The organism is Pseudophaeobacter leonis (genome assembly GCF_002087335.1).
Lineage (GTDB): Bacteria > Pseudomonadota > Alphaproteobacteria > Rhodobacterales > Rhodobacteraceae > Pseudophaeobacter > Pseudophaeobacter leonis.
Genome location: NZ_MWVJ01000110.1, coordinates 1 through 25745, shown reverse-complemented (window position 1 = coordinate 25745; position 25745 = coordinate 1). Strand labels below are relative to the sequence as shown.

General features: G+C 57.3%; 25 protein-coding genes and 3 pseudogenes. 7 read left to right on the top strand and 21 right to left on the bottom strand.

Annotation, left to right across the window (positions count from 1 at the left end; genetic code table 11):
- Nucleotides 1–198 precede the first annotated feature (198 nt).
- Nucleotides 199–729: a lysozyme gene (locus tag B4968_RS20610; protein ID WP_206601122.1), complete on the top strand. Its 531-nt coding sequence runs from the start codon at nt 199–201 to the stop codon at nt 727–729.
- Nucleotides 729–1061 (top strand): hypothetical protein, encoded by a 333-nt coding sequence (locus B4968_RS20605; RefSeq protein ID WP_083101132.1) that lies wholly within the window; start codon nt 729–731, stop codon nt 1059–1061. Before B4968_RS20610 ends, B4968_RS20605 begins: the two co-directional genes overlap by 1 nt.
- 273 nt (nt 1062–1334) lie before the next feature.
- On the opposite strand, the gene B4968_RS20600 is transcribed toward B4968_RS20605, so the two are convergent.
- The 4 genes from B4968_RS20600 to B4968_RS20590 form a co-directional block, all read right to left on the bottom strand.
- Nucleotides 1335–1958, bottom strand: a complete 624-nt coding sequence (locus B4968_RS20600; protein WP_161492633.1) for a sulfotransferase family protein — start codon at nt 1956–1958, stop codon at nt 1335–1337.
- Nucleotides 1904–3037, bottom strand: a complete 1134-nt coding sequence (locus tag B4968_RS25415; RefSeq protein ID WP_139792945.1) for a tetratricopeptide repeat protein — start codon at nt 3035–3037, stop codon at nt 1904–1906. Before B4968_RS25415 ends, B4968_RS20600 begins: the two co-directional genes overlap by 55 nt.
- A 135-nt stretch (nt 3038–3172) precedes the next feature.
- Nucleotides 3173–3925 (bottom strand): calcium-binding protein, encoded by a 753-nt coding sequence (locus tag B4968_RS20595; RefSeq protein WP_139792944.1) that lies wholly within the window; start codon nt 3923–3925, stop codon nt 3173–3175.
- A gap of 53 nt (nt 3926–3978) precedes the next feature.
- The gene (locus tag B4968_RS20590) at nt 3979–6591 is read right to left on the bottom strand and encodes a calcium-binding protein (protein WP_083101129.1); all 2613 of its coding nucleotides are present in this window, start codon (nt 6589–6591) and stop codon (nt 3979–3981) included.
- Nucleotides 6592–6902: 311 nt separating this feature from the next.
- Between B4968_RS20590 and B4968_RS20585 the strand changes: the two genes are divergently transcribed.
- A complete protein-coding gene (locus B4968_RS20585) occupies nt 6903–7424 on the top strand; it encodes a hypothetical protein (RefSeq protein ID WP_083101128.1) in 522 nt (173 codons plus the stop codon).
- Nucleotides 7425–7853: 429 nt separating this feature from the next.
- Here B4968_RS20585 and B4968_RS20580 read toward each other — a convergent pair whose 3' ends face one another.
- The 6 genes and pseudogenes from B4968_RS20580 to B4968_RS20555 all read right to left on the bottom strand — a co-directional run bounded on the left by B4968_RS20580 (nt 7854) and on the right by B4968_RS20555 (nt 11935).
- Nucleotides 7854–8255 (bottom strand): tyrosine-type recombinase/integrase, encoded by a 402-nt coding sequence (locus B4968_RS20580; protein WP_161492632.1) that lies wholly within the window; start codon nt 8253–8255, stop codon nt 7854–7856.
- Between the two features lie 100 nt (nt 8256–8355).
- On the bottom strand, nt 8356–9282 hold the full coding sequence (gene rlmF, locus B4968_RS20575) for a 23S rRNA (adenine(1618)-N(6))-methyltransferase RlmF (RefSeq protein WP_083101127.1): 927 nt from the start codon (nt 9280–9282) through the stop codon (nt 8356–8358).
- A 182-nt stretch (nt 9283–9464) separates the two neighbouring features.
- A pseudogene (locus tag B4968_RS20570) lies at nt 9465–9818 on the bottom strand (CoA transferase subunit A); the annotation flags it as partial.
- Between the two features lie 53 nt (nt 9819–9871).
- Nucleotides 9872–10712, bottom strand: a pseudogene (locus B4968_RS20565) (3-oxoadipate:acetyl-CoA acetyltransferase).
- Nucleotides 10709–11559 (bottom strand): annotated as a pseudogene (locus tag B4968_RS20560) (alpha/beta fold hydrolase). The pseudogenes B4968_RS20565 and B4968_RS20560 overlap by 4 nt, the downstream one beginning before the upstream one ends.
- Before the next feature lie 106 nt (nt 11560–11665).
- Nucleotides 11666–11935 carry a hypothetical protein gene (locus B4968_RS20555; RefSeq protein ID WP_338153321.1) on the bottom strand — a complete coding sequence of 90 codons (270 nt, stop codon included), beginning with the start codon at nt 11933–11935 and terminating at the stop codon, nt 11666–11668.
- Between the two features lie 190 nt (nt 11936–12125).
- Here B4968_RS20555 and B4968_RS20550 point away from each other — a divergent pair, with 190 nt between their 5' ends.
- The 3 genes from B4968_RS20550 to B4968_RS24895 all read left to right on the top strand — a co-directional run bounded on the left by B4968_RS20550 (nt 12126) and on the right by B4968_RS24895 (nt 14020).
- Nucleotides 12126–12989 (top strand): dioxygenase family protein, encoded by an 864-nt coding sequence (locus B4968_RS20550; RefSeq protein WP_083101126.1) that lies wholly within the window; start codon nt 12126–12128, stop codon nt 12987–12989.
- Between the two features lie 141 nt (nt 12990–13130).
- Complete coding sequence (locus B4968_RS24900; protein WP_241525890.1) at nt 13131–13496, top strand: LysR family transcriptional regulator; 366 nt, start codon at nt 13131–13133, stop codon at nt 13494–13496.
- Nucleotides 13497–13507: 11 nt separating this feature from the next.
- Entirely contained in the window at nt 13508–14020 is a 513-nt protein-coding gene (locus B4968_RS24895; RefSeq protein WP_241525889.1) for a LysR family substrate-binding domain-containing protein, read from the top strand.
- A 12-nt stretch (nt 14021–14032) separates the two neighbouring features.
- Here B4968_RS24895 and B4968_RS20540 read toward each other — a convergent pair whose 3' ends face one another.
- The 11 genes from B4968_RS20540 to B4968_RS20495 all read right to left on the bottom strand — a co-directional run bounded on the left by B4968_RS20540 (nt 14033) and on the right by B4968_RS20495 (nt 23592).
- The gene (locus B4968_RS20540) at nt 14033–14725 is read right to left on the bottom strand and encodes an ABC transporter ATP-binding protein (RefSeq protein ID WP_058335829.1); all 693 of its coding nucleotides are present in this window, start codon (nt 14723–14725) and stop codon (nt 14033–14035) included.
- A complete protein-coding gene (locus B4968_RS20535; RefSeq protein WP_083101125.1) occupies nt 14718–15461 on the bottom strand; it encodes an ABC transporter ATP-binding protein in 744 nt (247 codons plus the stop codon). Before B4968_RS20535 ends, B4968_RS20540 begins: the two co-directional genes overlap by 8 nt.
- Nucleotides 15454–15960 (bottom strand): branched-chain amino acid ABC transporter permease, encoded by a 507-nt coding sequence (locus B4968_RS25410; RefSeq protein WP_277620974.1) that lies wholly within the window; start codon nt 15958–15960, stop codon nt 15454–15456. The genes B4968_RS20535 and B4968_RS25410 overlap by 8 nt, the downstream gene beginning before the upstream one ends.
- 20 nt (nt 15961–15980) lie before the next feature.
- The gene (locus B4968_RS25405) at nt 15981–16409 is read right to left on the bottom strand and encodes an ABC transporter permease subunit (protein WP_277620973.1); all 429 of its coding nucleotides are present in this window, start codon (nt 16407–16409) and stop codon (nt 15981–15983) included.
- A 39-nt stretch (nt 16410–16448) separates the two neighbouring features.
- Nucleotides 16449–17318, bottom strand: coding sequence for a branched-chain amino acid ABC transporter permease (locus tag B4968_RS20525; protein ID WP_083101124.1), 870 nt, complete (start codon nt 17316–17318; stop codon nt 16449–16451).
- A 63-nt stretch (nt 17319–17381) separates the two neighbouring features.
- Nucleotides 17382–18554 (bottom strand): ABC transporter substrate-binding protein, encoded by a 1173-nt coding sequence (locus tag B4968_RS20520; RefSeq protein WP_083101123.1) that lies wholly within the window; start codon nt 18552–18554, stop codon nt 17382–17384.
- A 43-nt stretch (nt 18555–18597) separates the two neighbouring features.
- Nucleotides 18598–19377: a benzoate diol dehydrogenase BenD gene (gene benD, locus B4968_RS20515; RefSeq protein WP_083101122.1), complete on the bottom strand. Its 780-nt coding sequence runs from the start codon at nt 19375–19377 to the stop codon at nt 18598–18600.
- Nucleotides 19374–20459: a benzoate 1,2-dioxygenase electron transfer component BenC gene (gene benC / locus B4968_RS20510; protein ID WP_241525888.1), complete on the bottom strand. Its 1086-nt coding sequence runs from the start codon at nt 20457–20459 to the stop codon at nt 19374–19376. The genes benD and benC overlap by 4 nt, the downstream gene beginning before the upstream one ends.
- A 10-nt stretch (nt 20460–20469) precedes the next feature.
- Nucleotides 20470–20988: a benzoate 1,2-dioxygenase small subunit gene (gene benB, locus B4968_RS20505; RefSeq protein ID WP_083101121.1), complete on the bottom strand. Its 519-nt coding sequence runs from the start codon at nt 20986–20988 to the stop codon at nt 20470–20472.
- Between the two features lie 12 nt (nt 20989–21000).
- Nucleotides 21001–22389, bottom strand: a complete 1389-nt coding sequence (gene benA, locus B4968_RS20500; RefSeq protein ID WP_058335822.1) for a benzoate 1,2-dioxygenase large subunit — start codon at nt 22387–22389, stop codon at nt 21001–21003.
- A 54-nt stretch (nt 22390–22443) separates the two neighbouring features.
- Entirely contained in the window at nt 22444–23592 is a 1149-nt protein-coding gene (locus B4968_RS20495; RefSeq protein ID WP_083101120.1) for a muconate/chloromuconate family cycloisomerase, read from the bottom strand.
- A gap of 612 nt (nt 23593–24204) precedes the next feature.
- Here B4968_RS20495 and B4968_RS20490 point away from each other — a divergent pair.
- Nucleotides 24205–25509 carry a ferredoxin reductase family protein gene (locus tag B4968_RS20490; protein ID WP_083101119.1) on the top strand — a complete coding sequence of 435 codons (1305 nt, stop codon included), beginning with the start codon at nt 24205–24207 and terminating at the stop codon, nt 25507–25509.
- The last annotated feature ends 236 nt before the right edge of the window (nt 25510–25745 follow it).

Below are 25745 nucleotides of genomic sequence, written 5' to 3'. Positions count from 1 at the left end.
CTGAAACCAACCCTGCCTTTGGCGGGGTTTTTGCATTGGAGAAACTTTTGAGACTTGTTGAAAACGCAGGCCAGATCGCCAAGCGATCCCATTCGATGGGGGCGGGGTACCTTGGGCTGCTATGCCTGGTGCTGCCAGAGGGCGCTGTTCTGGTTCTTTGGCCGTGATACAGATCCGCGCCTGTGGTGGATCTTGGGCGTGGCCCTGGTTGCCTATGGCCTCATTGGCCGGGTGAAAGATCAGGGGATCGATCGCAGCAAGCTGCGCAGCTCCTCGATCGCGGCATTCCTGGCGCTGGCCTTGCCTCTGATCGGAGGCTGGGAGGGCATGCGCAACCATGCCTATCTGGATCTTGTTGGGGTGCCGACGATCTGCTTTGGCCATACCAAGGGCGTCAAGCTTGCCGACCATATGACAGACGCGCAATGCGCGGCGCTGTTGCGGTCTGAGGTGCTGGAATATCGCGAGGGCCTGCATGGGTATTTCTCAGCCGATACCAAAGCAAACCGCCTGCCAGCGGCGCGGGATGCGGCCTATGTGAGCCTTGCCTATAATGTCGGCATTCGCGGGGCAGGGCGCAGTACCGCTACGCGCGGCCTGAACGCCGGTAACGTGGCCGGGGGGTGTCAGGCGCTGACCTGGTGGAACAAGGCCGGGGGCCGCGTTGTGCGCGGTCTGGTGCGCCGTCGCGCCGATGAGTACCGGCTTTGCATGCTTGGCGTCACCTGATGCCGGTCTGGCTTTTGCGCAACCTGCCAGCTCTTGCCCTTGCAGCGGCGCTGGCCGGTGCCGTGTGGTGGCTGATCGATGTGGTGAACGACCGGACCCAATTGCGCGCGGATCTTGCTGCAACTGAAAAGAGCCTGGCCGGTGCCCATGCCGAGCTGCAGCGCGCCGCTGAGACTGCGCAGATCCATCGCGCGCACTTGGACCGTGTTGCAGATGAGACGCGGCACTGGGCGGCGCTTTCTAATGAACTGGAACTAATGGGAGGTCGTGATGCGCCTTTGTCTGCTTTGCTTGGTGTCACTGCTGAGCGCCTGTATGGGGCGTGGCGCTGACCCCGCTCGATTGCCCCCGCCGAATGTGCCGGCCGATCTGTTGACGCCCTGCCCAGGCTATACCGGGCCGGTGCCGACAACTGAGGGGCAGCTATCAAACGCCCTGGTTGCCGAGGCGCAGGGGCGCAGTTGCGCTAATGGTAAACTGGCCACTGTGGGCGAGATCCAGCCTAGCTCGATCAGGCCCTCCTACAGTGTGGGCGGGAAACGGACATTCTCTGAAATCTGCATCAAGGTCCGCAGAGGAGACAAGGCGGCCGTCGCCACTCCCTGTTACTCGTCATAACCGTGCCGTTCTACCCAAGGATCCAGCAGGGCGCGGCATTTGTCATCGAACAGGAAGTCGTAGTTCTTGCGCGTCGATTGCACTCCGATCCCTAGCCCCTGCCGCACCTTGGTATAGCTGGGGGTGCGCACCGCCCGGTTCGCCGAGCTTTTTGCAAAATCGCTAACCTCTTTCGACCATTCAACGTCCAGAAATTCTAGGGCGCCGTGAACGACGCGGTCGAAATCATTTACCAGCTCGTCATAAACCACATAGTGAACCCGTTCGTCCTGGCCGGGGAAAACATCAAACCAGGTTCGCATTACGAAATCATACAGCACACAGGATTCGTAAATGGTATTGAAGGCGACCATTTCGATCGTCTGGTTGTAGATTTGTTTATAGTTCGAGAGCACCACATCATAAGGGTGCCGAATGGAAAAGATGTAGCGTTTTTGCGGCATCAGCTTTTCTAGATACTTGATGCTGGCCCCCATCATTGGCGTCTTGTCGATGATTACTTTGGGGCTGGGTTTGTCGACGAAACGGGTTAGGTCCTGATAATACAATTCGCGGTTTAGCTCGGCGCGCAGCCCAATATTCGTTTTCTGCGGGTCCTCGGCGATGTGCACGTGAAAGGCGGTGTCCAGCGACCTGTTAACGACAGGGTTTCCTCGCAGGTGACCACCTGGGGGTGTGATGCCAGAACGTTTTCCAACAGGGTGGTGCCCGAGCGGGTGAAGCCGGTCATGACGAAGTAATTGTCTTTGTCGTCGCGCGGCAATTCGGGAACGTTCAACAGCGCTCTGCTTTCAATTCTCGCGCTGAACTGCTGCGGCCTGGGCATATCCTTTTTCAAAGCATCATTTTGTTTTTGATACCATTCGGCGGCCTCTTGAAACCGCCCCATCTTTTCATAGCAGTTGGCAATAAGGTTGTTGAACCGCGCGGCCATGGGCTGTTTTGCCAAGGCCTGAGCGCCAGAATCCTCAAGTATTTGGATGGCGCGGTCGAAATTCTTGTCCCAATACTGCAATTGCGCCGCGCCATAAACGACGGCCTCCAGGATGTCCTTGTTGGGGTAGATAGCCTGGGCAATCACCTTGAATTCGGCGCGGGCGTCTTCGGCTTCCAACATCCGCAACAACCCGATCGTGCTGGATTGCAACGGCTCGACATGGGTAAAGATGCCGCGAAGCAAATGCACTAACGCGCTTTTCCAGTTCAACCGCATCGACGCAACGACGCGGGCCTGGCTGATATGTTTCAGGTTGCCAGTGTGCAGGTACAGTTTTTCGTGCAGCGTTACTTGGGCCTGATAATCATTGCTGATCATCGCCTGCGACAAAAACCCGTTCAGCTTGCCGGTCTCGTCACTGGCTTTGCTTTCCAGATTCTGGATCAGGTGGATCAGATCGAACCGCAGCCCCTTCAACAACGGCGGCACCAGCAGGTTGCGGATATAGGTGCTGTAGTGCGCGGCCTGCATACTGGCCTCAAGCAGTTCGCCTTCGACCCTCTGCGATGACAATAGTATCGAGGAAAGTGCCCAGACCCGCACCACCGGGTCGTCAATGCGACAGTGGTCCATCAATCCTGGCACGTCTTTGGGCGCTTTCAAGACCCCCATAATTCCAATGGCCTGAAATATGCTGATGTCTATGGGCGCTTGCGGAAAGTCCGGAACCAAAGGCTTATCGTCCAGGATCATTTTGGCGCTCCGTCAGATTGCGGTCACATGTGTTGCCCGGTCCCCCGGTCGATCCAAGGCTAAGGCTGCGCAACTGTCACTTAAATGGTCTTAACCATAGTGAAGTTGCCCAGTCCAGCTTTGTACTACCTCAGGTCAGAACAAGAAATCCCCCGCGCCCAGATCGGTGATATCGACGTTCAGCAGCGTGATCGTGTTTCCACGCCCAAGGTCGATTAGAACATCGTCACCGAGCTGTTCCATATGATTGTTTCTGAGGTCATTGAAACTGGTAATTGAGGCGACTTTCTTTAGATTGATCTGCTCTTGACTGTCCGTCGCGTCAAAGTCTTTGATCGTGTCCTGGCCACTACCATTGCTAAACACAAAGGTTTCGCGGCCTTGGCCGCCGATCAGCACGTCGTTGCCCTTACCGCCGATGATCTTATCATCGCCATCGCCGCCATTCAGCCGGTTGTCACCTTTGTTACCGGTGATCACATTGGCCAGATCATTGCCGGTGCCGTTGATGTCGTCCCGGCCCAGCAGTCTGAGGTTTTCGATGTTGTCGACGCCGGTCACGTCGTCGTTGCCAAGCCTGTAGCTGATACTGGCGCGGACCTCGTCATTGCCTTCGCTGCCGTATTCCTTGACGATATCACCCTCATTATCAACGATGTAGATGGTTTTTCCGTCGCGCCCGACCATCCGGTCAGCCCCGGCGCCGCCGTCCAGAATGTCTTTGCCGCCACCGGTCCAGGCGTCCAATGTGTCGCGCCCCGCACCGCCCAGCAGCACGTCCTTGCCGCCATTGCCAAACAGCCTATCATTGCCGCCTTCGCCGTCGATGCGGTCATTGGCTTCGGTGCCTTCCAGAACGTCGTTTCTGCCGGTGCCGGTGACCCGCAAGCGCACGCCCAGCAGATCGCCGATGGACGGCGGGTTGTTATAGTCGATCTCGGTCAGCGAAATGACCAGATCCTCGAACGCGAGATCAAGACTGTCATGGTGCTGAGGACGCGATTGCCGTTTGCGCTTTGCAGAGTGATGTTGGTGATGGTGCCGCTGGCTGCAGTCAGCAGCTCTTCGGTGGTCATGTCATAGGGGTCACCGTCAAGCGACAGGCCCTGACCCTGCAGGACAATGCGCCTGTCGCCCAGTTGCACCACGATCTTGCGCCCGCCCTCTGACAGGATGCCATCCTTGACCAAAGCAAAGGCGCTGTCGCTGTCGCCCAGATCATCCAGCGACAGGTCGGTGCGCCGCACCACATCCAAAATCGCACGGTCGGGTGCGGCGTTGGATTGCAGCCGTCCAATATCCGGCGTGGCCATTGAGGAGCTCAATGCACTCCGATTAGTCTCGCCTTCCCGAGTGTACCTGTCTTCACGCTCGAAAATAGGGACAGGTGCGTTAAATCCAGGGTAGTCTCCGGCTATGTACGCATCCGCCTGGCCGAGCGTATGAGTGGTAGTCGTATCGTTCACTGAAACGTTAGGTTCCTGATATGTGTAAAAGTACTCATAATTATAATAACCCTCACCTTCAGGATAGCCTTCCATAGGGGTTGTTATCTCATGACCTTCATAAGCGGACATTGAAAAAATATCCACGCCAAGGCCATCCTTTTCAAACCAGCCAGTTTCAGGTGGGTGTCCTCCCTTAATTCCTGCGATTTCAACGTAATGGATGTGAACGATGTTGAACGTACTATTGTCAGAAAAGTTTGATGAGTCGATATTCAACCTTCCGAAATCATTGAATATTGCGCCGCCGGCATGGGCTGTGTTGCCGGAAAACTCTGATCCGCTGATATTGACCACTCCATTGTCGTTAAAAAGGGCCCCACCAGGACCGCCGACATAATAGTCATAATCAGCCAACTCGGCTTTAGGAGCAGGTCCCAGCCCGGACCCGACGTGTTCCCGAATCGACGTTTGGTGGTTTTCAATGTGTGAATCTTGAATATTCAATGTGCCGTGGTGAGCGACAAAAATGGCGCCGCCCCGAATATTCCCACCAGTGGACGTGGTTAGCTCTGAACTCCTTGCGCCATCGAGCGTCAAGTCTTCCAGCCCTAGCACTGCATCTCTATTGACGTTGAAAACCCTAGTGTTAGCCATCGCATTTTCAATTGTCGTGTTTTCAGCACCTTGCCCTCGGATAATGACATTCCCGTTTATGGAAATTAGGCTACTGGGCCGAAAAACGTTGTAGGTCCCGGCCCCGAGTTCAACTATCGCCTCGTCTCCTACCGCATTGGCCTGGTTTACCGCTTCGCGTAGGCTTGTCACCCCATCGCTGTCATCCACGACATCATCAAAGGTCGTGACCACAAATACATTTTGTTCGACCTCAACCGCAGCGCTGGTCAGGCTTTCCTCGGTGCCCCCGTCGTCGGTATAGGTGACGCGTACACTTATTTCTTCGCCAACATCTGAGGGGATCAACTGATAGGTAGACAGGCCGGTTTCTTCAACGCCTTCAAGCGCCACGCCATTGCGCAACCATGTGTACCTGAACGTGCCCAGCCCATCGGCATCGGCAATAGCCGAGGTATCCGCTGTTAGGATCTCATCGCCCACAGCCGTTCCGGTGATCACTACACGCCCTGTGGGGGCAGTGTTCGGCGTAACTGGCAGCTGCGGCACGGATACGGAAAAGGCACCGGCAGTATAGACCGACTGGCCGCTGCCATTACTGACGGGGTTGGCCAGCAGCGCCTGATCCGAGGCTGAGAAGGCGCTGAAATCCAGTGTATCCAGATCATGATCAAAGTCGGTGATCACATTACTCCCGTCGCCGGACGCAAAAACATAGGTGTCGCCGCCGCCATTGCCGGTCAGCGTGTCATTGCCCGCCCCTGCGGTGATGATATTGGCGTCGCTGTTGCCAATAATCACGTTGTCCAGGCTGTTGCCGGTGGCGTCGATGTCTAGCACGGTATCTGGGCCGTATTCGTTATAGCCCGATGCCAGCGTCAGGTTTTCGACATTGGCCCCCAGCGTATAGCTGACACGGCTTTCCACCGTATCGGTGCCTTCGCCAGCACGTTCAACCACGGTGTCGCTGCCCGCAAGAATAATGCTATAGGTATCATTGCCGGTGCCGCCATTCATCGTGGTGGCGGCTGTGTAATAACTGCCGTTCAGCCGGTCATTGCCCGCGCCGCCGTTCAGCACATTGGTGCCTTCACCGCCCGACAGGATGTCGTTGCCGCCAAGCCCGTTGATCGTGTCGTTGCCACTGTCTCCGGCCAGGGTGTTCGCGCCACTGGTGCCGTTGAGGGTATAGGACTGGGTCGAAGGCGCATTCAACAGGTCGACGTTCTCTACACCCGTGAAGGTGACATAGGTCACGCCGTCAACGGAAAAGCCCGCACTCAGATCGACGGTGATGGTGGTCGCATAGCTGGAGCGGAAGGAAAAGGTGACCTTGTCAGTGCCGCCGCCGCCGTCAACGGTGGTGCCGATATCGAAATATCGCGCGTCGAATTCAGTGTTAAAGCGGAAATAATCATCATCGGCAGTGCCCGTGTAGGATGTGGTGCCGGTGCTGGCGGTAAAAGAAGCCATGGGTCTATGTCCTTAAAAAATGCGTCTCGTCACAGGCTTTCCAGTTTGCCCTGAGGTCAATAAGTTCCAAAAGATCATAGGTTTGGCGGTAATTCGCACTGTGCTCATTTCGAACTCTTAGACGAATTTCTTGCAGGATCTGTTGGCGCGGTCTTATCCCTCCATACAACAGCCGCCCTTTTTGACCTAATGGTTTCCCTTGGGTGATCTTGGGGTGATCTTGATCTGCGGCCTTCGCAGCGTGCATCTATCCTGATAGCGTGCCCGTGACCGGCCCACAGATTTGTCTGGCCATAGCGAGCGAGGCACAAATGTCCGACCTCTCTGCGTTGCAAACCCCAGCGCCCTTTGGCCTGATGCGGCTGAAAGACCCGAACGAGGCTCTGGGGCTGGCGATCCGTCTGCTGGCCGGAGAAGCGCCGTTTCGCGATATGCAGCTTGGCATGTCGACGGGCATGCTGGTCGAGGCGATTGACGCCAATCACTATATCTTTGTGCGCCGCGAGAACAAAGCCGTCGCCTTTGCCGCCTGGAAATACAGCCGCAAAGAAGACGCCGAAGCCTGGCTGTTTGACGGGCGCGCACCCGAGAGAGGGGCCACCAGGGACGCGCGCGTTGCGATCATGCTGGCGGTTCAGGGGATCGAGACGCCAGTGGGTCGCTACCTGATGCGCCAACTCAGGGATGGAGAGCTGGGGGACTGTGACACGCTGTATTACATGCGGGACTATGGAAAGGGCGGGCGCGGGAAGCGCTCTGTCCGGCTGGTCCGCCCCAAGGTACGGCGCGCATTGAGGTCCATGGAACAGGGGGCTGCAGGGAGTAACCAGTGACGTATTGCGCAGGAAGGGCAGCCAATGGCCGTTTCTGACGCATCATGCATTCTGGTGCGACGACCTTCCAAAGGGTGTTTTCTAGCATCGCAGACGTGCGTGCCTAGATCCCCCTGCGCAAGGCCGGTAGATTACTCGCAGCTCTTTGCGACGGCTAGATGAAATTCAATTGCGGGGGCTAGTGACCGTAGACTTCGCCAGGGGGCAAAAGCGTTGCGCCGCCTGTCATCAGAACAGTTGGCCGTTTCGACCTAACCGTTTGTTTTCTTTGGGCTGCTTTCTGCTGCGTTGGAGGAATATTTCTTTTATATCAACATATTGACACGGTCTCCAAAACCGTAGGCCCACAGTTCGAGTCTGTGTGCCCCTGCCAGTAAAATCAGTGACTTAGTGTCACCTCAAGATTTTCCAAAAAAATGTTTCCCACTTTCACGTTTTGTTTTTGTTCTGTTCGCGCAGGGCTTGGGCTTGTTTGGCGAGCACGTTCTGACTCGCCCCGCGTGAATACTTCTGGATCATGGACAAACTTTTGTGGCCAGTGATGGATGCGATTTGATGGTCAGTGCATCCAGCCTCGGCCAGTTCGCCAGCGGCGCTGTAGCGTAGGCCGTGGAGTGCGAATTCCTCTAACCCCATTGTCTTTTTGATTTTGAGGCTTCTTTTCTGAATGAGGTCGTAACGTACCTGGCGACCAAACTTGTCTGACAGAATGTAGTGCAGGCTTTGCCGTGGCATTGCGTTGAGGGTTGCCCGCAGGTTTGCCGTGAAGGGAATCCACGCTCTCTCCCCCCGTTTTGTTTTGCGTACCCCATACGCCACCGTCTTCAACATCCGACCATTGCATGCGCGTAACAGAGATGCAGGACGGCGCATTGCGTCTCTGGCACCGAAGCAGACATGAACTGCACTACAGAACTTCGGCGAATGGCCCCTATGTCCGGGCGTTCTGCGCAAACGAGGAGCGCTGATTTTTCTTCGTGTAAGTCCAAGCAATAAAGCGACTGGTTTTTTGTCCCTGTGCCATTTCGACGACTTTATAGTCAGCAACCCTGGCTTTGCCTAGAATTCGGCTGAGGGGCTGGAGGTTATCTTTTTTCGACACCAACGAGGTAAACCACAGGCATTGGTTGGCGAACTCCGTGCTCTGTTCAACCATGCGAGCGATAAACTTTATCTCGCCGCCAGGACAACAAAGCTCAGCATTTTGACCACCAAAGTTGAGTTTTGTTGAACGCCCTTTGCCAAGGTTCGCCCACTTACGTTGGGTACCCTTATTCGCGGCTTCGACAGACCCATGGAAAGGTGGATTGCACATGGTTAGGTGAAAAGCTTCGTTGGGCTGGATCGCACCGCGAAAGATATTTTCCGGTTTGCTTTGTCGCCTAAGGGTAATTGCCAACGTGTTGAAGTCACAAATTTGCTGCGCCGATTTGATCGCGCCTGCGTCTATATCGACGCCAGTAAAGTGCCAGCCGTATTCGCTCTGGCCCGTCACCGGGTACACCAAGCTCGCACCGGTGCCGATGTCCAAGGCCTTGATATGACGCCCACGCGGGATTTCCTGGTTGTTGCTGTCGGCAAGCAAGTCGGCGAGATAGTGGATGTAGTCGACGCGACCGGGAATTGGTGGGCAAAGATAGCCAGCGGGAATGTCCCAAAACTCAATATCGTAATGGGCCTTTAGCAACGCCCGGTTCAGCATACGGACGGCGCTCACGTCTTGAAAATCAATCGTCGTCTGACCGGCTGGGTTACAGATCGTGAAGGCCTCAAGCTCAGGCGTTTGCGCTACTAAACGCGCGAAATCGTAGCCTTCTGAGTGTTGATTGCGGGGGTGCAGCTTCGATTTGGTGGCCATGGGGACGCCTTCATTTCAGGTTGGTGGACGTCACTCTCCAGACGATTTGTCGCTTTTAGGCCTTCATGCAAAAATAGTAAAATGAAGAGCGGGGCAGATCCTCCCTTGAGGTGACGCCCCAAGCATTCAATACCTGTGCAGCATCTATCGTATCGGTCTTAAAGTCGACTTTCTCCTAGGCGGATGGCAGCGGGCAGATTGAAATTACGCGCTGTCTTGCCGAATAATGCGTTGCCTCTCGCGTCCGCCTTCCATGCTTTGACGGTGGAGAGATTGGCAAAGATGCCCTCTTCGAGGATGTAATCCTGACCGCGCCAGTTCTTTACGTCCTTACCTTCGGCAATCACGGTGGCTACGCCGGTTTTGGTCTAGAATCCCGGAACACCCGCACTGCTGGCACGCATCGGCTCTGCCAATGTGCCTTGCGGAGTTGAATTCCGGCTCCAGCTCGCCTGACAGAGACTGACGCATGAATTCCGCGTTCTCGCCGACACTGGGATGCCGCACAGACCAAAGCCACCCGCTGCGATCAACATGCCATCGCCCTAAATACTATCGAGGGCGGCTTGCACTGTTTCAAATTCCTTTTTTATGTGGACAGCTCTCTCAATCCAAGGATCGCGCGGGCCTGCCGCCAATCGGCCACGGGCCGCTCGTATTTCTCGCACAATTGCGCGGCGCGGGTCACAAGACCGGCGTTCGAGGGTGCCAGCGTATCGCGATCAAGACGGACGTTGTCCTCCAGCCCCGTGCGCGCATGGCCACCCGAGCAGATCGCCCAGTCGTTCAGTGTGAATTGCTGCGCACCGATACCCGCAGCACACCAGGGCGCATCTGCTCCAAACAGGCGGCGAACGGTATGTATGTAATAGTCGAACACATCACGGTCCACGGGCATGGCGTTTTTCACCCCCATGACAAACTGCACATACGGCGTGCCCGCCAGCTGGCCCTTGTCGACCATGTCCCTGGCCTTGAGGATATGCGACAGATCAAATGCCTCGATCTCAGGCTTCACATTGTGCCTGAGCATCTGCGCTGCAAGCCAGTCCACCAGATCGGGCGGGTTCTCATACACCCGTGTCGGGAAGTTGTTGGACCCCACCGACAGCGACGCCATATCCGGCGAGAGCGGCAGCATGCCACCGCGTGTCTCGCCAGCACCCGAGCGTCCCCCCGTCGAGAATTGGATGATCATGCCAGGGCAGTGCTGTTCCAAAGCCTTCTTTGGGTCGCGCGAATTTCTCGGGGTCTGAAGACGGTGTTTCATCCTTGTTACGCACATGGGCATGGCAGATGGTGGCCCCTGCCTCGAACGCTTCGTGCGTACTTTCAATCTGTTCCGTGACTGTCACAGGCACGGCAGGGTTGTTGGCTTTGGTCGGCAATGATCCGGTGATCGCAACGCAGATGATACAAGGGGTGCTCATTTGGCCTCTCTCGCAGGCATCCGCGCCAGCGCATCGACAAAGAACGGCCGGAAGCCGTCCGGATGCTCGCTCATTGGGAAGTGGCCTAGCTCGTCCATGACCGCAAGGGTCGCCCCCTTGATCGCATCTGCTGTGCGCTTGGAGTCTTCGGGTGTGCAGGTCAGATCATAGGCGCCTACGATCAGATGCACAGGCGTTTTGCCAGTGTCGATGTCCCCCAGACGGGCAATCAGGCTGTCATCCTTGGTGTAAAAACTCAGGTCACCCCGAAACACGCCCGGACCGCTTTGCATGAACATCCACAGCGTATTCCACCGCTCGGCGTTGGGCGCAAAGGGCGAGATATTGGCGGAGACAAGCGCCGCGCCCATTTCGCCGCCGTGGGCATCGGGGCGGTGGAACCAGTCGATATCATACCACGCGGGTTGGAAATCCGACGCCTCAATTGCGATGAAGCCGCTGAATTTATCCGGATGCAGAGCCGCGAATTGCAGCGCAATGCGGCCTCCCATGGAACAGCCTGCAAGCACGGGACGCTCCAGCCCCAGCCCATCAATCACGGCGAGAACCGTCTCCATGTAGGCCTTCGTCGTCAGCAGATACTCCTTGTCTCGAACCCTTCGGGCGGCAGGGATTTGCCGTGCCAGGGCAGATCAAAGGCGATCATCCTGTTTGCCGCCGTGATGCCCGCGTCATTCATCAGATGCCGCCATTGGCGCGTGTCCGCACCCGCCGTATGCAGGCACAAAACAGGACGGCCTTGTCCGGCTTCTTCGAAATAGATCCGGCGCGGCGCGCCTTCAACTGTGACCGTGAGGTAGCGGCCGGTGATAGGCTCGATGCTCATGCGGCGTCCTTTCGTGCAGCGCGGGGAAGCGCCATAAACTCTTTGAAAAAGCGCAGGTTTTTGACGAGGCAGAGGATATCACCATCAATATTGCCACGACCGATTTTCAACAGACCGAAGATGTCGGAAACCCGGGTTCTGGCAGCGGCTGCCAGAACTGCGCGAGCGCATCTGCATCGGTGCGCAGGGCGAAACGCCACGGTGTCTTGCGGCTGGGGCCTTCGGTCACTTGGGTCAAGTGCCCGTTCTCGAAGGTCAGGTAGATCTCGTCATCTCCGACCTGAACAAGGACCGTCTCGGAAAACAAACGCCCGAGGCGCAGCAGATGCGGCGTTGCTTCCAGCTTTGCCTGCATATCATGGAAAGTATCAATCATCTGGTTGTCCTCTTCATATCCCTGACACTGTCGTGCCACGAGCGCTGCTTACATCGCCATACCGATGCAGGTATTACGCGATACCGCCCACGGCATTGGATCGCGGGCTCCTTTCGCAGACGGTACCCTCGAAGGGGCGTCCGATGCGGCGCCCAAACCGCACCTACATTGCCACTTTGGAGGAAGAAAAATGGGTATCGTCAACATTGACAACATCAGCGACGTCGTCATCGCCAGCCTGGGCCAGCACGGTGACATCACCGACCGCCAGCGCGAGATCATGTCATCACTGATCCGTCACCTGCATGGATTTTGCAAAGACGTGAACTTGCAGCACGGCGAATTCCTCGAGGGGTGTGAATATCTTAAGCGTGCGGGCCAGACCTGCGACGAGAACCGTCAGGAATTCATCCTGCTTGGCGATATCCTCGGCGTCGAAGTGCTGGTGGATATGTTGTCCAACCCGGTTGACGGCCCCGAGAGCGAATCCACCGTGCTTGGCCCATTTTACCGTGAAAACCCTCCGGTTCTGCCCAAAGGTGCATCGACCATTAAAAAACATTATGACGACGAAGAAACCGCTTATTTTGAGGGGTATATCCGTGACGCGAGCGGCAAGGGTGTTGCCGGTGTGCAGATGGATGTCTGGGAAGATGCCCCAAACGGCGTGTACGAAAACCTCGACCCCGACCAGCCGGAATACAACCTGCGCGGCCGTTTCGAGACGGACGAGAACGGCCACTATGCCTTTGTCGCCGTGCGTCCTGTTCCATACCCGATCCCTGACAACGAGACGGCAGGCGAATTGCTGCGATATATGGGGCACCACCCCAACCGCCCGGGACACATGCACTTTATCATCTCCAAAGACGGCTTCCGCCCACTGATCAGCCAAATCTACGATGCCGAGAGCAAATGGCTCGACGATGACAGCGTATTCGCGGTCAAGGAAAGCCTGATCGGCACATTCAAGAAAGCGGCGCCCGAGTTAAAGACTGACCTGCACTTCGAATTTGACTTTGTCATCAAGTCGGAGGCCGTCGCGGCCGAGTAAGACACAAAATCTCCCTGAGACTGGCCTCTGCTGACGCGGAGGGCCTTTTTTTGTGCACACACGCGGTTTAAGGTAGCAAGCTGCAGACGATTGCTTGGGAGGGCTGTTTGCGGGCAAGCGCCATTTACGTGGGGGGGGGGAATGAATTTCAAGCAGATGACCTATTTCATCGCCGTAGCGGAGGAGCTGCATTTTGGCCGCGCCGCAGAGCGGCTGGATATGGCGCAACCCCCGCTCAGCCGTCAGATCAAACAGATCGAGGGCGAGTTGGAGGCTGTGCTGTTCAGCCGCGGCCGCAGTGCGATCAGCCTGACGCAAGCGGGCGAGAAACTGCTGGAGCGGAGCCGGGCGATCCTTGCCCTGCTGGGCGATACAAAGCTGGAAATGCGCAGGCTCTGTCAAGGGGCAGAAGGGCGCTTGCGCATCGGCTTTGTCGGCTCCTCCACCTACGGGATATTGCCCACCATCATCAGAGCATTCCGTGCTCCTATCCCGCGATCAACTTGAGTCTCCAGCCGATGAACAATGCCCAGCTGCGTCAGCAACTGGTGGCGCGTATGATTGATGTGGCTGTCGCCCGTCCTGCGCTGGATGATGCCGAGTTTGCGGTAAAGCATCTGGTTAAAGAGGATCTCATCCTCGCGTTGCCCGACACGTTGGATACCGGGACGCGCGAGGTCGCTGACCTGCGGCGGTTGGGAACCCACAACCTGATCCTGTACCCTGAACACCCCCGCCCGAGCTATGCCGATACGGTGATCAACGCCTGCACAGATGCAGGGTTTCCGGTGCCAAAGCGGGTGTTCACCATGGACCTGCATACCGCGCTGAGCCTTGTAGCGATTGGCGAGGGCGTCTGTGTCGTGCCCAGCTCAGTAGGCTCCGCGCCGCGTAACGGAATTAAGTTTCTGCGGATCGAGCCGGAGATTGCGCGCACCTCCCTCTCTGTCAACTACCGCCTGGACGAACAGGGCGTGCATGTGCAGAATTTCATCAAGGTCGCGCAGGGCGTGGCGCGGGAGGCCAGTTAAAGCCTCCCGCTTTCAGACACCCAGCCATTTGTGCTGTGTTTCGGCATCGGCACGGATTTCGGCAGCGCTCCCGCTCCAGACGACTTGGCCCTTACCCACGACGACAACGTCATCGGCAAGTGATGTTGCAAAGCCAAAGTTCTGCTCAACCAGCACCATCGACAGGCCCTCGCGACGTAGATCCTGCAATTTGTCATGGATCAGCTTCACGATGATCGGGGCAAGCCCCTCTGTCGGCTCGTCCAGCACCAACAAGCGCGGATTCATCAGCAGGGCGCGGGCGATGGCCAGCATCTGCTGCTCGCCCCCCGACAGCTGCATGCCACCATTGTCCATCCGCTCCCCCAGACGCGGGAACAGGTCGATCACCCGCTCGATCGTCCACGCGCCACCGCCAAAGCGTTTCGAGGCCAACTCGAGGTTTTCCCGCACGCTCAGTGAGGGGAAAATATCGCGTGTCTCGGGCACATAGGCGATTCCGGACTTGGCGATGTCAAAAGGGCGTTTGGCAATGGGTGCGCCGTCGAATGTGATTGTGCCCGATTTTGTCGGCAACAACCCCATGATCGTCTTGAGCGTGGTTGATTTACCCGCTCCGTTGCGCCCCAGAATGGCCAGAACCCTGCCAGGCTGCGCCGTGACGTTCATACCGTAGAGCACTTGGGTTTCGCCATAGCCGGAGTTCACTGCGTTCAGTTCAAGCATCTTCCCAGCTCCCCAGATAGATTTCTTTGAGCAGGTCAGAGCCGCGTGCGGCATCCGGCAGCCCGTCAAAGACCACCTCGCCATAGTTCAGCACGGTGATCGTATCGGCCACATCAAAGGCAAGATCCATGTCATGCTCGATAATCAACAAGGTCAGGTCACGCGGCAGGTTGTTGAGCAGGTCGTGGAACCCTTTGGCCATCTCTGGACCCACACCGCTTGTTGGCTCGTCCATCAGCAGGACCAGCGGGCGGGTCGCCAGCGCCACACCCACCTCCAACTGACGGCGCACACCATAGCTGATTTCGGAGACTTTTGCGTGCAGGAATGGCATCAGATCAACTTGATTGGCCACATCCCTGACGATCTCACGCACCTCCGCTTTGCCAAGGCTGTCGGACCAGATATGTGTCGCGTTGCCCGTATAGATCGCGGCGGCGAGGCCAAGGTTTTCTTCGACGGTTAGGCCGTCAAACAAAGTGTTTTTCTGATAGCTGCGTGACAATCCTTGGCGCGCACGCTTGGCCACGGGCAAGGCAGTGACGTCCTCGCCCGCCAGATGCACCCTGCCACTATCGGGCGTCAATTCCCCGACCAGTTGGTTGAAGGGCGTCGCCTTGCCCGCTCCATTCGGCCCGAGGTTCACCCGCCGCTCGCCGCGCTCAAGCTTGAGCGAAACCTTACGGGCGCCGTGCACCGCGCCGAAACTTTTGTCCAGATTGCGTGTTTCAAGCATCTTTTGTCACCTCCCTGGCTTTGGGGTTTGTATTTGCGGACTTGCTGCGCGCTGCGACGAAATATTCGATAAAACCAAAAATCCCGTTGGCGCGGCTCATCACGACACCGATCAGAATGACGCCCACGATCAGGTGCCAGTGGGTCGTCAATGAGCTCAGCTCATGCTTGAGCACTACAAAGACGGCGGCCCCCACCAGCGGCCCGACAAGTGTGCCAAGCCCTCCAAGGATCACCACAACCAGCGCTTCGCCCGAGACGGTCCAGGCCATCAAGCCAGGTGAGATATACATGATGTGTTGTGCTGCCAGAACGCCGGCTACCCCCGCGATCATCCCCGACAGGCCAAAGACATCGGCCTTTACCCGCCAAACGGTGAGGCCGAGTGCGCGCATCCGCTGCTCATTGTGCATAACCCCCGAGAAGGAGCGGCCAAGGCCCGAGCGCAGGATCACCACAGCCAGCCCATACATCACGGCAAGTGCGACAAGGCAAAACAACGCAAATGTGCGCGTGTCGTTCAGATCGATGCCAATGAAGGATAGATCAAGACGCTCGATCCCGCCCAGGCCATCATCCCACCAAAGATCGGGGCCTCGAAGACGTATGAATAGGCCATCTGCCCGAAGGCGAGTGTTGCCATGATGAAATAGATGCCATGACTGCGCGAACAGATCGCCCCGATGACCCATGAGATGCCGGCCGTGATAGCCACCGCCGCACCCATCGCCACCGGCGAGGTCAAGCCCGCCGTGGTGGACAGCACCGCGTAGCCATATGCACCGACACCCATCAGTGCGCCATGACACAGAGACACCATGCCGCCAAATCCGGCGACCATATCAAGCGCCAGCACCAGCATAGCGAGGATCAGAATTTCGGTGAGGATCTCAAGGCCAAAGTATTGGGCCGTAAAAGCCTGAAAAAGCGCAGCCGATGCCAGAAGCACCAAGGCCGCATACCGCAAAGGCGTGTGACGGAATGTGATCTATCCTTTCGCCGGAAAGAGGCCCACAGGCTTGATCACAAGGACCGCAGCCAACAGCGCGTAGATGAGAACGGAGGAGAGTTGCGGCGCCAGCACGGCACCAAATGTCTGCACAAAACCGTAGATGAGAGACCCGGCGACGGCACCTTTGAGCGAACCTAGACCGCCGATCACAATCACAATCAGCGTGGGGATCAGGATTTGCAGACTCATGTCGGGCGTGACGCTAAGCAGTGGTGCCGCCACGACACCGGCAAGACCCGCCAGCGCGCAGCCAACACAAAACACGCAAAAGAACAGGCGTTCAACGTTGATACCCAGACAGGCGGCCATCTCGTCGTTATCCACCCCCGCACGGATCATTGCGCCGATTTGTGTTCGCCCCAGAACGAAGGCGAGGCCGCCAAGCACCACAAGGCCAAGCACGATGATGAACACGCGGTAGGTCGGATACTCGACCCCCAAAACCGCAAGCCGTCCGCCCAGCATAGCAGGCACTTCGATTGCAAGCGGCAGGTCGCCCCAGACGATACGGGTCATATCCAACAGCACAAAGATCAGGCCAAAAGTCACCAGAACCTGTGCCATCGGCCCCGATTTGCGCATGCGCTGGATAAAGCCGGAGTAGAGCAGAACGCCCACCCCCGCGACAGCCACCGGTGCGAGCAATAGCGCCGCCCAATAGCCCCACATCGCGGCAACAGACGCCGCGAAATAGGCACCCAATGCATACAGCGCGCCATGGGCAAGGTTCACGAAATGCATCAAGCCAAAGATCACAGTCAGGCCGACAGATAGAAGAAACAAGAGCATCGACAGCTGTAGCGCGTTGAGCGCCTGTAGTGTCCAGAAGCCAAGATCGGTTATCATTTTAGGACTTCCCCCCCCCACATGAAAAAACCCGGCCATGAAATGCAGCCGGGTTGCTATGTTTTAGTGAGATACGGGATCCATCACGCAGCCGTTGGCCGGATCGGCCTCGGACGGCAGCTGGGCCAGTACCTTCTGCGTGAGGCCATCTGCACGTGCGACAGTCTCGTAAGTATAGATCGGCTGAACGATGTTGTTGGTCGCAGGATCAATCGACAATGTGCCGCGCGGTCCGTCGAATGTAACTTGACGCAGGGCATTGGCCAGTGAGGCACGGTCTGTGGCGCCCGCTTTTGTCGCCTCGATCAACGCGCGTGCGGCGTCATAGCCCTGAACTGCAAACTCGGACGGGGCGCGGCCAACATTGGCTGTAAATCCATCCACGAACTTCGCGTTTGCATCGTTTTCGATTGTCGGCACATAGTGGGACACCGCAATCACACCCTCGGCCGCAGGACCCTGTGCATTCACATAAAGCGATGAGGTCAGGAAGCCCGATCCGTAAAGCGGCAGTTCAGTTTTCAGGCCAAAACTGTCGTATTGCTTGACGAAGGAAATCGCCTCGCCACCCGCATAGAAGACATAGAGGGCATCTGCGCCGCTGGATTTCGCATGGGTCAGGTAGGGACCAAAATCCTGTGTTTTCTGGAAGGGCGTGAAATCCTGCCCGACAATCTCGCCACCTGCGGCAGTAAATGTCGCCTCGAAGGCATCGATCATCTGACGACCGGCCGCATAGTCAGGCGCCAAGGTGTAGACTTTACGAACACCCTGCTCATACATCCATGTGCCCATCGGGCGGTTCACCTGACCGTTGGAAAACGACATGCGCGTGATGAATGGCGAGCAGTCTGCGCCCGTCGCCCCGTCATTGCCCGCGTTCGCAACGATAAGCGGCACTGCTGCACCATGGACCATATCGCGCACAGCACCCAACACGCCTGAGCTTACGATGCCCGCTATCACGTCCACATTCTCTTGCAAGATCAGCTTCTTGGCTTTACCCAACGCGACCGGTGGCTTGACTTCGGTATCCTCGCGGACAATCTCGAACGTCGCATCTGTCTCGCTGCCGAATTGTTCCAGCCCCAGCTCGAAGCCTGCGTCGATCTCGTTGCCAAGTGCCGCGTAGACACCGGAATAGGGCAACAGCAGTCCGACCTTGATATCCTCGGCAGTGGCTGTGGTCGCGATGGTGGTGGCAAGGCCAAGGGCCGCCAGCGTTGTCGTCTTCATGTTGGTTCCTCCAGTTATAAATGCAGACCGTTCTGATGCGGGTCTATCCAAGGTCGCCGCCGCTCACGGGCACAGTGAGGCCAGTGATGTAGGAGGCATCATCCGACGCCAGAAACAGGATGGGCCCTGCCTGTTCGTCGAGTGGTCCGTCCCGTTTCATGGGCGAGGACTGGATCGTCTGATCGACGATAATCTGGTACCAGTCTGCGCGTTGTTCCTGCTCTGCGTTGGGATTGCGCGGCACCACGCGGTCAGTCGCGTCGGTGCCACCCGGTGCCGTGGCTACAACGCGAATGCCGCGTTCGGCCATTTCCCACGCAAGGCTGGCAGTGATGGCATTCACCCCGCCCTTGGCCGCTGCATAGGGCACACGGTTCAGCCCGCGTGTGGCGATCGAGCTAACGTTGACGATCACGCCTGCGCCATTCGGCAGCATCCGCTCGATCGCGGCGCGACAGCAATAGAGGGTTGGGAACAGCGAGCGGCGCACTTCGGCATCAATCTGTTCCGGCTCGTAGTGCTCAAACGGTTTGGCCCAGATGGTGCCGCCCACGTTGTTGATCAGGATGTCGATCCGGCCCCAAAGGCTCTGCGCTTTTTCCATGGCCGCATCGCAACCGCTCCACGTCTCAAGATCGACATTGATCGCCTCTGCCGTGCCACCGCTGGCACGGATCGCCGCAACCACATCGGCGCGTGCGGGCGAGCGGTCGACGATGAGAACCTTTGCGCCCTCGGCCGCCGCGCGCTCCGCCACGCAGCGGCCAATGCCTTGGGCGGCACCGGTCACGACCATTACCTTGTCTTCAAAGCGGCGGCTCATGCGGCGTCCGCCTCTGCTTCTGTCGGGTTGAATTTCTCGAAGTAGAAATTCGCAGGCTGCACACCTAGCGTGCCAAAGTGGCCGCGCACCGCATCCACCATGGGCGGCGGACCGCAGAGATAGACATCGACATCCCCACCGTTCAAGTCATCCGCGGACAGATGATCGGTCACGAACCCTTTCCGCCCGTGCGGGTCCTCTTCGGCGGCCAGAACCGTAATCACAGTGACATTGCCGATCTGCTTGGCGAGAGCGTGAATACGGTCCAGCTCCACCAGATCGGCCGCACGTGTTGCGGCATAATAAAGCGTGATCGGCTGCTCGTTGCCCTGCTCGGCCAAATGCTCCAGCATCGACAGGAAAGGTGCAAGGCCGGTGCCACCGGCCAGCCACAGCTGCGGGCGCTCCATCGGGCGCAGATAGAATGTGCCCATCGGGCCGGTCAGCGTGATGGCATCCCCTCCCTTGGCCCGCTCGCCCAGATAGTTGCTCATCACACCACCTGGGATATTGCGGATCAAGAATTGCGCCTCATCCGCGCCTGGTTTGGAAGAGAAAGAATAGGAGCGGTGCTTGTCTGTGCCCGGCACGCTCACGTTCACATATTGACCGGGCAGAAAGACAACAGTCTTGGCCATCTTCACCCGAAGGCCGAACGATGTCTCGGAAAGGCGGTCCACGCCCAATACTTCGCCAGAAACAGGCTCGGGCGCGGTTTTGCACGCCGCCGAAGTCGCCGGCACTCGCACTACGCAGTCGCTCAGCGGTGACATCTGGCAGGTCAGGACATAGCCTTGCGCGGCTTCCTCTTCGGTCATCGCTTCATCAAGGTAGAATTCCAGCTCGAATTCGCCCTTTTCGGCAAAGCACTTGCACGTCCCGCAGACGCCGTCGCGACAATCCATCGGGATGTTGATTTTCTGGCGAAAGGCGGCCTCGGTCACCATTTCATCGTCTTCGCATTGAATCACGCGGGTCACGCCATCCTCGAAATTCAGGGCTACGTTATAGGTTGTCATGGCATACTCCTCCCTTGATCGCGCGCCCATTGGTGGGCGCGCGGGATGTTCGAAACCGGTCAATTTGCTTGGCTCAGATGTGGTAGATGTCGATCACATGGTGGATTTTATCGTTTTTGAGCACGATTTTCTTGTCCGTGATCAGTGGCTTGGGACCAGAGGTGTCCAGCGTATAAAACGACATTCCCCAATGGCTGTCCGTGGTACCATAGCGGTAGGTCAGCGTGTGCCAGTTAAAGCGCAGCTTGATCTGCACCCCCTTGCGGCTCAGCACCTCGATGTTGGCTAGATGGTGCTGGGTGCGCGGCTCTGGCAGAGACGTGGCAGACGAGCGATCCGTCTGGATGCGGAACACGCGGTCCTCGATGCCCGATTTGTTCGGGTAATAGATCAGGGACATCTCGTTTTGCGGATCTTCAGTGAGCATGTCCTCATCGTCCCAGGCCGGCATCCAGAACGGGCAGTCTGCGTGATAAAAACCCAGCCACGTATCCCAGTCACGGTCATCGAGTGCGCGCGCTTCGGCGTAAAGGAAGGCCTGGATGTCTTCGAAACCCAGCGATGATATCTTCTCGAGTGTTGCAGTTGTCATGATCTTATCCCCTCATTCAGCCGCAACTTGGGCGTGGGCTGCATTCTCGCGCTCTTTGGCGACAGCTGCCGACATACGCTCGGCCCACTGGCTGTGCTGGATCACAAACAGACCCTCGTCCTCGGTGCGTGCGCCCGACAGGATCGGATTGATCCCCAGTGCTTTTGCATCCTCGTCCGGTCCGTTGATCCACTGGGTCGCACCCCGGCAGATGTCGTTCCATTTGGCGTGCGCGGCCCCTGCGTAGCCACGTTGGGTTGCGCGGAATTCTTCGGTGTCATCGGGTGTTGCCATGCCAGAAGCGTTGAAGAAATCCTCGTACTGGCGGATTCGTAGCGCGCGTGACGCCTGATCTTCACCTTTGGGCGCGATGCAATAGATCGTGACTTCGGTCTTATCGACACTGATCGGGCGGAACACGCGGATCTGGCTGCTGAACTGGTCCATCAGGAAGACGTTAGGATACACACACAGATTGCGCAGAACCCCGACCATCCATTCGGCCTTGGTTTTGCCGTAGGTTTCTGTCCATTCGTCCAGACGGCCATAGTTGGGGCGTGTGGTCGGGTTGTCCCATGTTGTCCACAGCAGCAAGTGCCCGTTCACGTAGGAATGGAAACCACCCTTTTGCTTGGCCCATTTGGAGGCGTCGGTCGCTTTGATATTGTCTTCCTTGCCGTCCACGGTGCGGTGCGACGTGGTGGCAACATAGTTCCAGTGAACGGCCGAGACGTGATAGCCATCCGCGCCATTTTCGGCCTGGAGCTTCCAGTTGCCGTCGAAGGTATAAGTGGACGAGCCGCGCAGGACTTCCATGCCGTCCTCGGACTGGTCGACGATCATGTCGATCATCTTGCAGGCTTCGCCAAGGTATTCTTCAAGCGGAGCAACATCCGCGTTCAGCGAGCCAAACAGGAAGCCGCGATAGTTTTGGAACTTTGCCACTTTTGTCATGTCGTGGCTGCCATCTTTGTTGAACTGCTCTGGGTAGCCTGCGCCCTTGGGGTCTTTGACCTTGAGCAACTTGCCTGTGTTGGCGAATGTCCAGCCGTGGAACGGGCAGGTAAATGTCTTTTGGTTACGGCGCTTGAACCGGCACAGCATCGCACCGCGGTGCGAGCATGAGTTGACCAGCGCATTCAGCTCGCCATCTTTGTCGCGCGTGATGACTACGGGCGTGCGGCCCATGTGTAGCGTGAAATAATCCCCCGGGTTGGGGATCTGGCTTTCATGGGCCATGTAGATCCAGTTGCCTTCATAGATGTGCTTCATCTCCAGCTCGAACAACTCTTCGTCGGTGAACATGTCGCGACGGGCGCGAAACACACCATTTTCAGGGTCCTCTTGCACGATGCCGTCAAGGCGACTTTGAAGCTCGTCGAGATTTGAATGGGTAAACATATTCAGTCCTCCTCTGGGTGCCGCGCCTTGACGGCTGGCGGCGTTTTGATGGTGTTAAACTTCCTCGAGCGTCTTGCGCGGCGCGCTACGATCACGGTCGAAATAGGCAACTTTATCTTCGTCAAGTGCCACGCCGATACCGGTGCCGCTGGGCACTTCAACACAGAAGTCATTGTATTTTATCGGCTCTGCCAAAATATCTTCGATCAGCAGAAGCGGCCCGAACAGCTCGGTGCCCCAGCTCATTTTCTCGACCGTGCAGAACAATTGCAGCGCCGCCGCCGTGCCCAATCCTGTCTCCAGCATGGTGCCGGCATACAGGCCAAGACCCGCGGCCTGTCCGATGGCGACAACCTCAGAGGCACGCTTGATGCCGCCCGATTGCGCAACTTTGACCGCGAAGACATCTGCTGCCGCACGGCTTGCAATGGCCAGCGCATCCTCGGGGCCGTTCAGCACCTCGTCCGCCATGACGGCAATCTCGTATTTCGCTGTTAGCTCGCGCTGGGCCTCGACATAGCGACTTTGCACGGGCTCCTCGACCAGCTCGCAACCCGCATCCTGCAATCCCTTGAGACCCCAGCGCGCATCGTGCAGCAACCAGGCCTGGTTGATGTCCACCCGCACACTGCCTGCATCGCCCACTGCGCGTTTGATGGCCGCCACATGGGCCACATCATCACGCACCGAGCGTTTGCCGATCTTGAGCTTGAAGATGTTATGGCGGCGCGTCTCGATCATCTCCAGCGCCTCGGCGATATCGGTCTCGGAGGAGCCGGACGCCAGCGTCCATGCCACGGGCATGCGGACATGAACCTGACCACCAAATAGTTGCGACACCGGCATGCCGAGACGCTTGCCCAGCCCATCCCAGAGCGCGATCTCGACTGCTGCTTTCGCAATACGGTTGCCTCGCACAACCTTGTCCATCAGTTGGATTGCGGTGTTCACATCGTCCGCAGCTTTGCCTTTGAGCGCTGGCGCTATGTAGGTTTCGATTGCGGATTGAATGCTCTCGGGGCTCTCGACGCAGTATGTCAGGCCGCCAATTGTCGTGCCTTCCCCAATGCCCAGCGATCCATCCGAAAACCTGATCCGCACAAGAACAGCCGTCTGAGAGCGCATCGTCGCCATCGACAGGACGTGACCGCGAATGGTCGGCACATCAACAACGACGGTTTCGATCTGGTCAATCTTGGTCATGCGGCGTCCTCTGGTAGCAATGATGCTTCGAGGGTCAGAATGCGCAGGAGAACAGGTTGTCGGCGATACACGGGCAGGTCTTGGTTGATACCCTTTGCGACAGTAAGAAAGGCGGGAAATGTCATCAGGCATTTCACAATTAAGTCCTGTTCGAAGGTTTGGCCGACCCGTGTTGTGATCTTTCCGGGCAGCGCGTCGGCGGCATTCGAAAGGGATATGACGCGCGCTTCGCCTATCGCGACCGGACAGGCTGGCTAGGACGTTCGAACAAGCTGGATCGAGCTGTAAGGAAAATTTACGGATGTTTTTCAGGTAGTTGTATCTATGAAGGTGCTGGCAGAAGAGCGTCACTGACGGCGCAAGCGCATGTCCCAGATCGCGAACCAAGGCCTGTGCGTTGCCCGCCATTGCGATGGTGTCTGGTCGGTTACGAGCCCAAATTAGCCGATGCTGCATGCTGCATGTACCGGCGGCTTTGTAAGACTTGACCCCAGTGGCAACGTATTCTTGTTGTTAGAGGCGTTTGCATGCACAACCTAAAGAGCCAGACCACCTTGGTACCTGAGGCAGCGCGGAATTGAGCATACCGAGGAAGTGGCATAGGTTGGCAAAATGAAACCTCTATTTATGATCCTGGCTTACCTTGCCGCTGTCACATTTCCGTTGATCTTGTCCTGGCTGGTCGGCGGGCCACCACGCGCGTTCCACCAAGAGCTTGCTTCTGGTCTTGGCATTATGGCCTTTGCCGTGGTCCTTATGGAGTTTGTCCTGTCTGGTCGCTTCAAGAGTATTTCGAATGGCGTTGGCATGGACGTGACCATGCGGTTTCATCAGATCATGGCCCGCACCGCACTGGGTTTTGCCTTGCTCCATCCCTTTCTGTACCAAGGGGCGCCTTCCGGTGGCCAGCGCCCTTGGGACCCCATGCGCCAACTGGTAATCACAACTGATTTTTCCGCTCTGTCTACGGGCATTGCCGCCTATCTGCTGCTGCCATGCCTTGTTCTTCTGGCAATCGGGCGCACTCAACTGGACTACAAATACGAGACCTGGCGCCTGATGCACGGCATAGGCGCGCTTTTGATCGCGTTGCTTTTGTTGCATCACACGGTCTACGCGGGGCGCTATGGATCGCAGCCTGTGATGACCTGGCTGTGGCTGACGATGACGGGTATTGCGGTTGGCTCACTGCTGTATGTTTACCTGATCGTGCCCGTTCTGGATAGGGCACGCCCGTGGCGAGTGACCTCAGTTTCCCAATTGACGCCAAAGCAATGGGAAGTGACGGTGACGCCTGATGGACATTCTGGGCTCAATTACAAAGCCGGGCAATTTGCCTGGCTGACGATTGGCCACAGCGCATTCTCGTTGAAGGAAAACCCATTCTCCATTTGCTCCGCACCAGCGGCCGGACCGGAAGTCTCCTTCATGATCAAAGAGCTTGGCGACTTTACACAAACCATTGGCCAGGTAAAACCGGGCACCGCCGCTTATCTTGACGGACCGTATGGCAATCTGTCTGTGGAGGGGCGTAGCGAGCCTGGTGTCGCTCTGATCGCAGGTGGCGTGGGGCTTGCGCCGCTGCTTGGTATCCTCAGGCAAATGCGCCTGACCGGGGATCCGCGCAAGGTAAAGTTGATCTATGGAAACCGGGTGGTCGATCAGATTGCCTATGGTGACGAATTGGGTTCACAGGAGGTATGCTATGTCCTGTCAGATCCCCCGGCAAACTGGCGTGGAGAGTCGGGATACATAGATGCGGCACTGCTGGACCGTGTGTTTTCAGCCAAAGAGTTCAGCGACTGGGCCTTTGTAATGTGTGGTCCCGCGATCATGATGGATATCGTTGAAGACCACCTGATACAGAAGGGCACGCCCTCTGATCGTATACTGTCGGAGCGGTTCGACTATGACTAAACCATTCAGGCATATAGGCCTGCGGCGACGTGTTTCTTTAACGATCTGGCTTCTGAACATCATACTATGCTTGGAAATTGTCGCCTTTGCCCTGCGTTAATTCCTGCCCTTTAGTCCGCACTGCTGCCGTTGGTCCCCCAAACTCGCAGAGCATCCCTACCAAACTTGTCAGATGTCGGGTTTGAGCGGCGGTTTCAACGGATGGACGCAACACTTTAGTCTTTTTGGAAAGATGG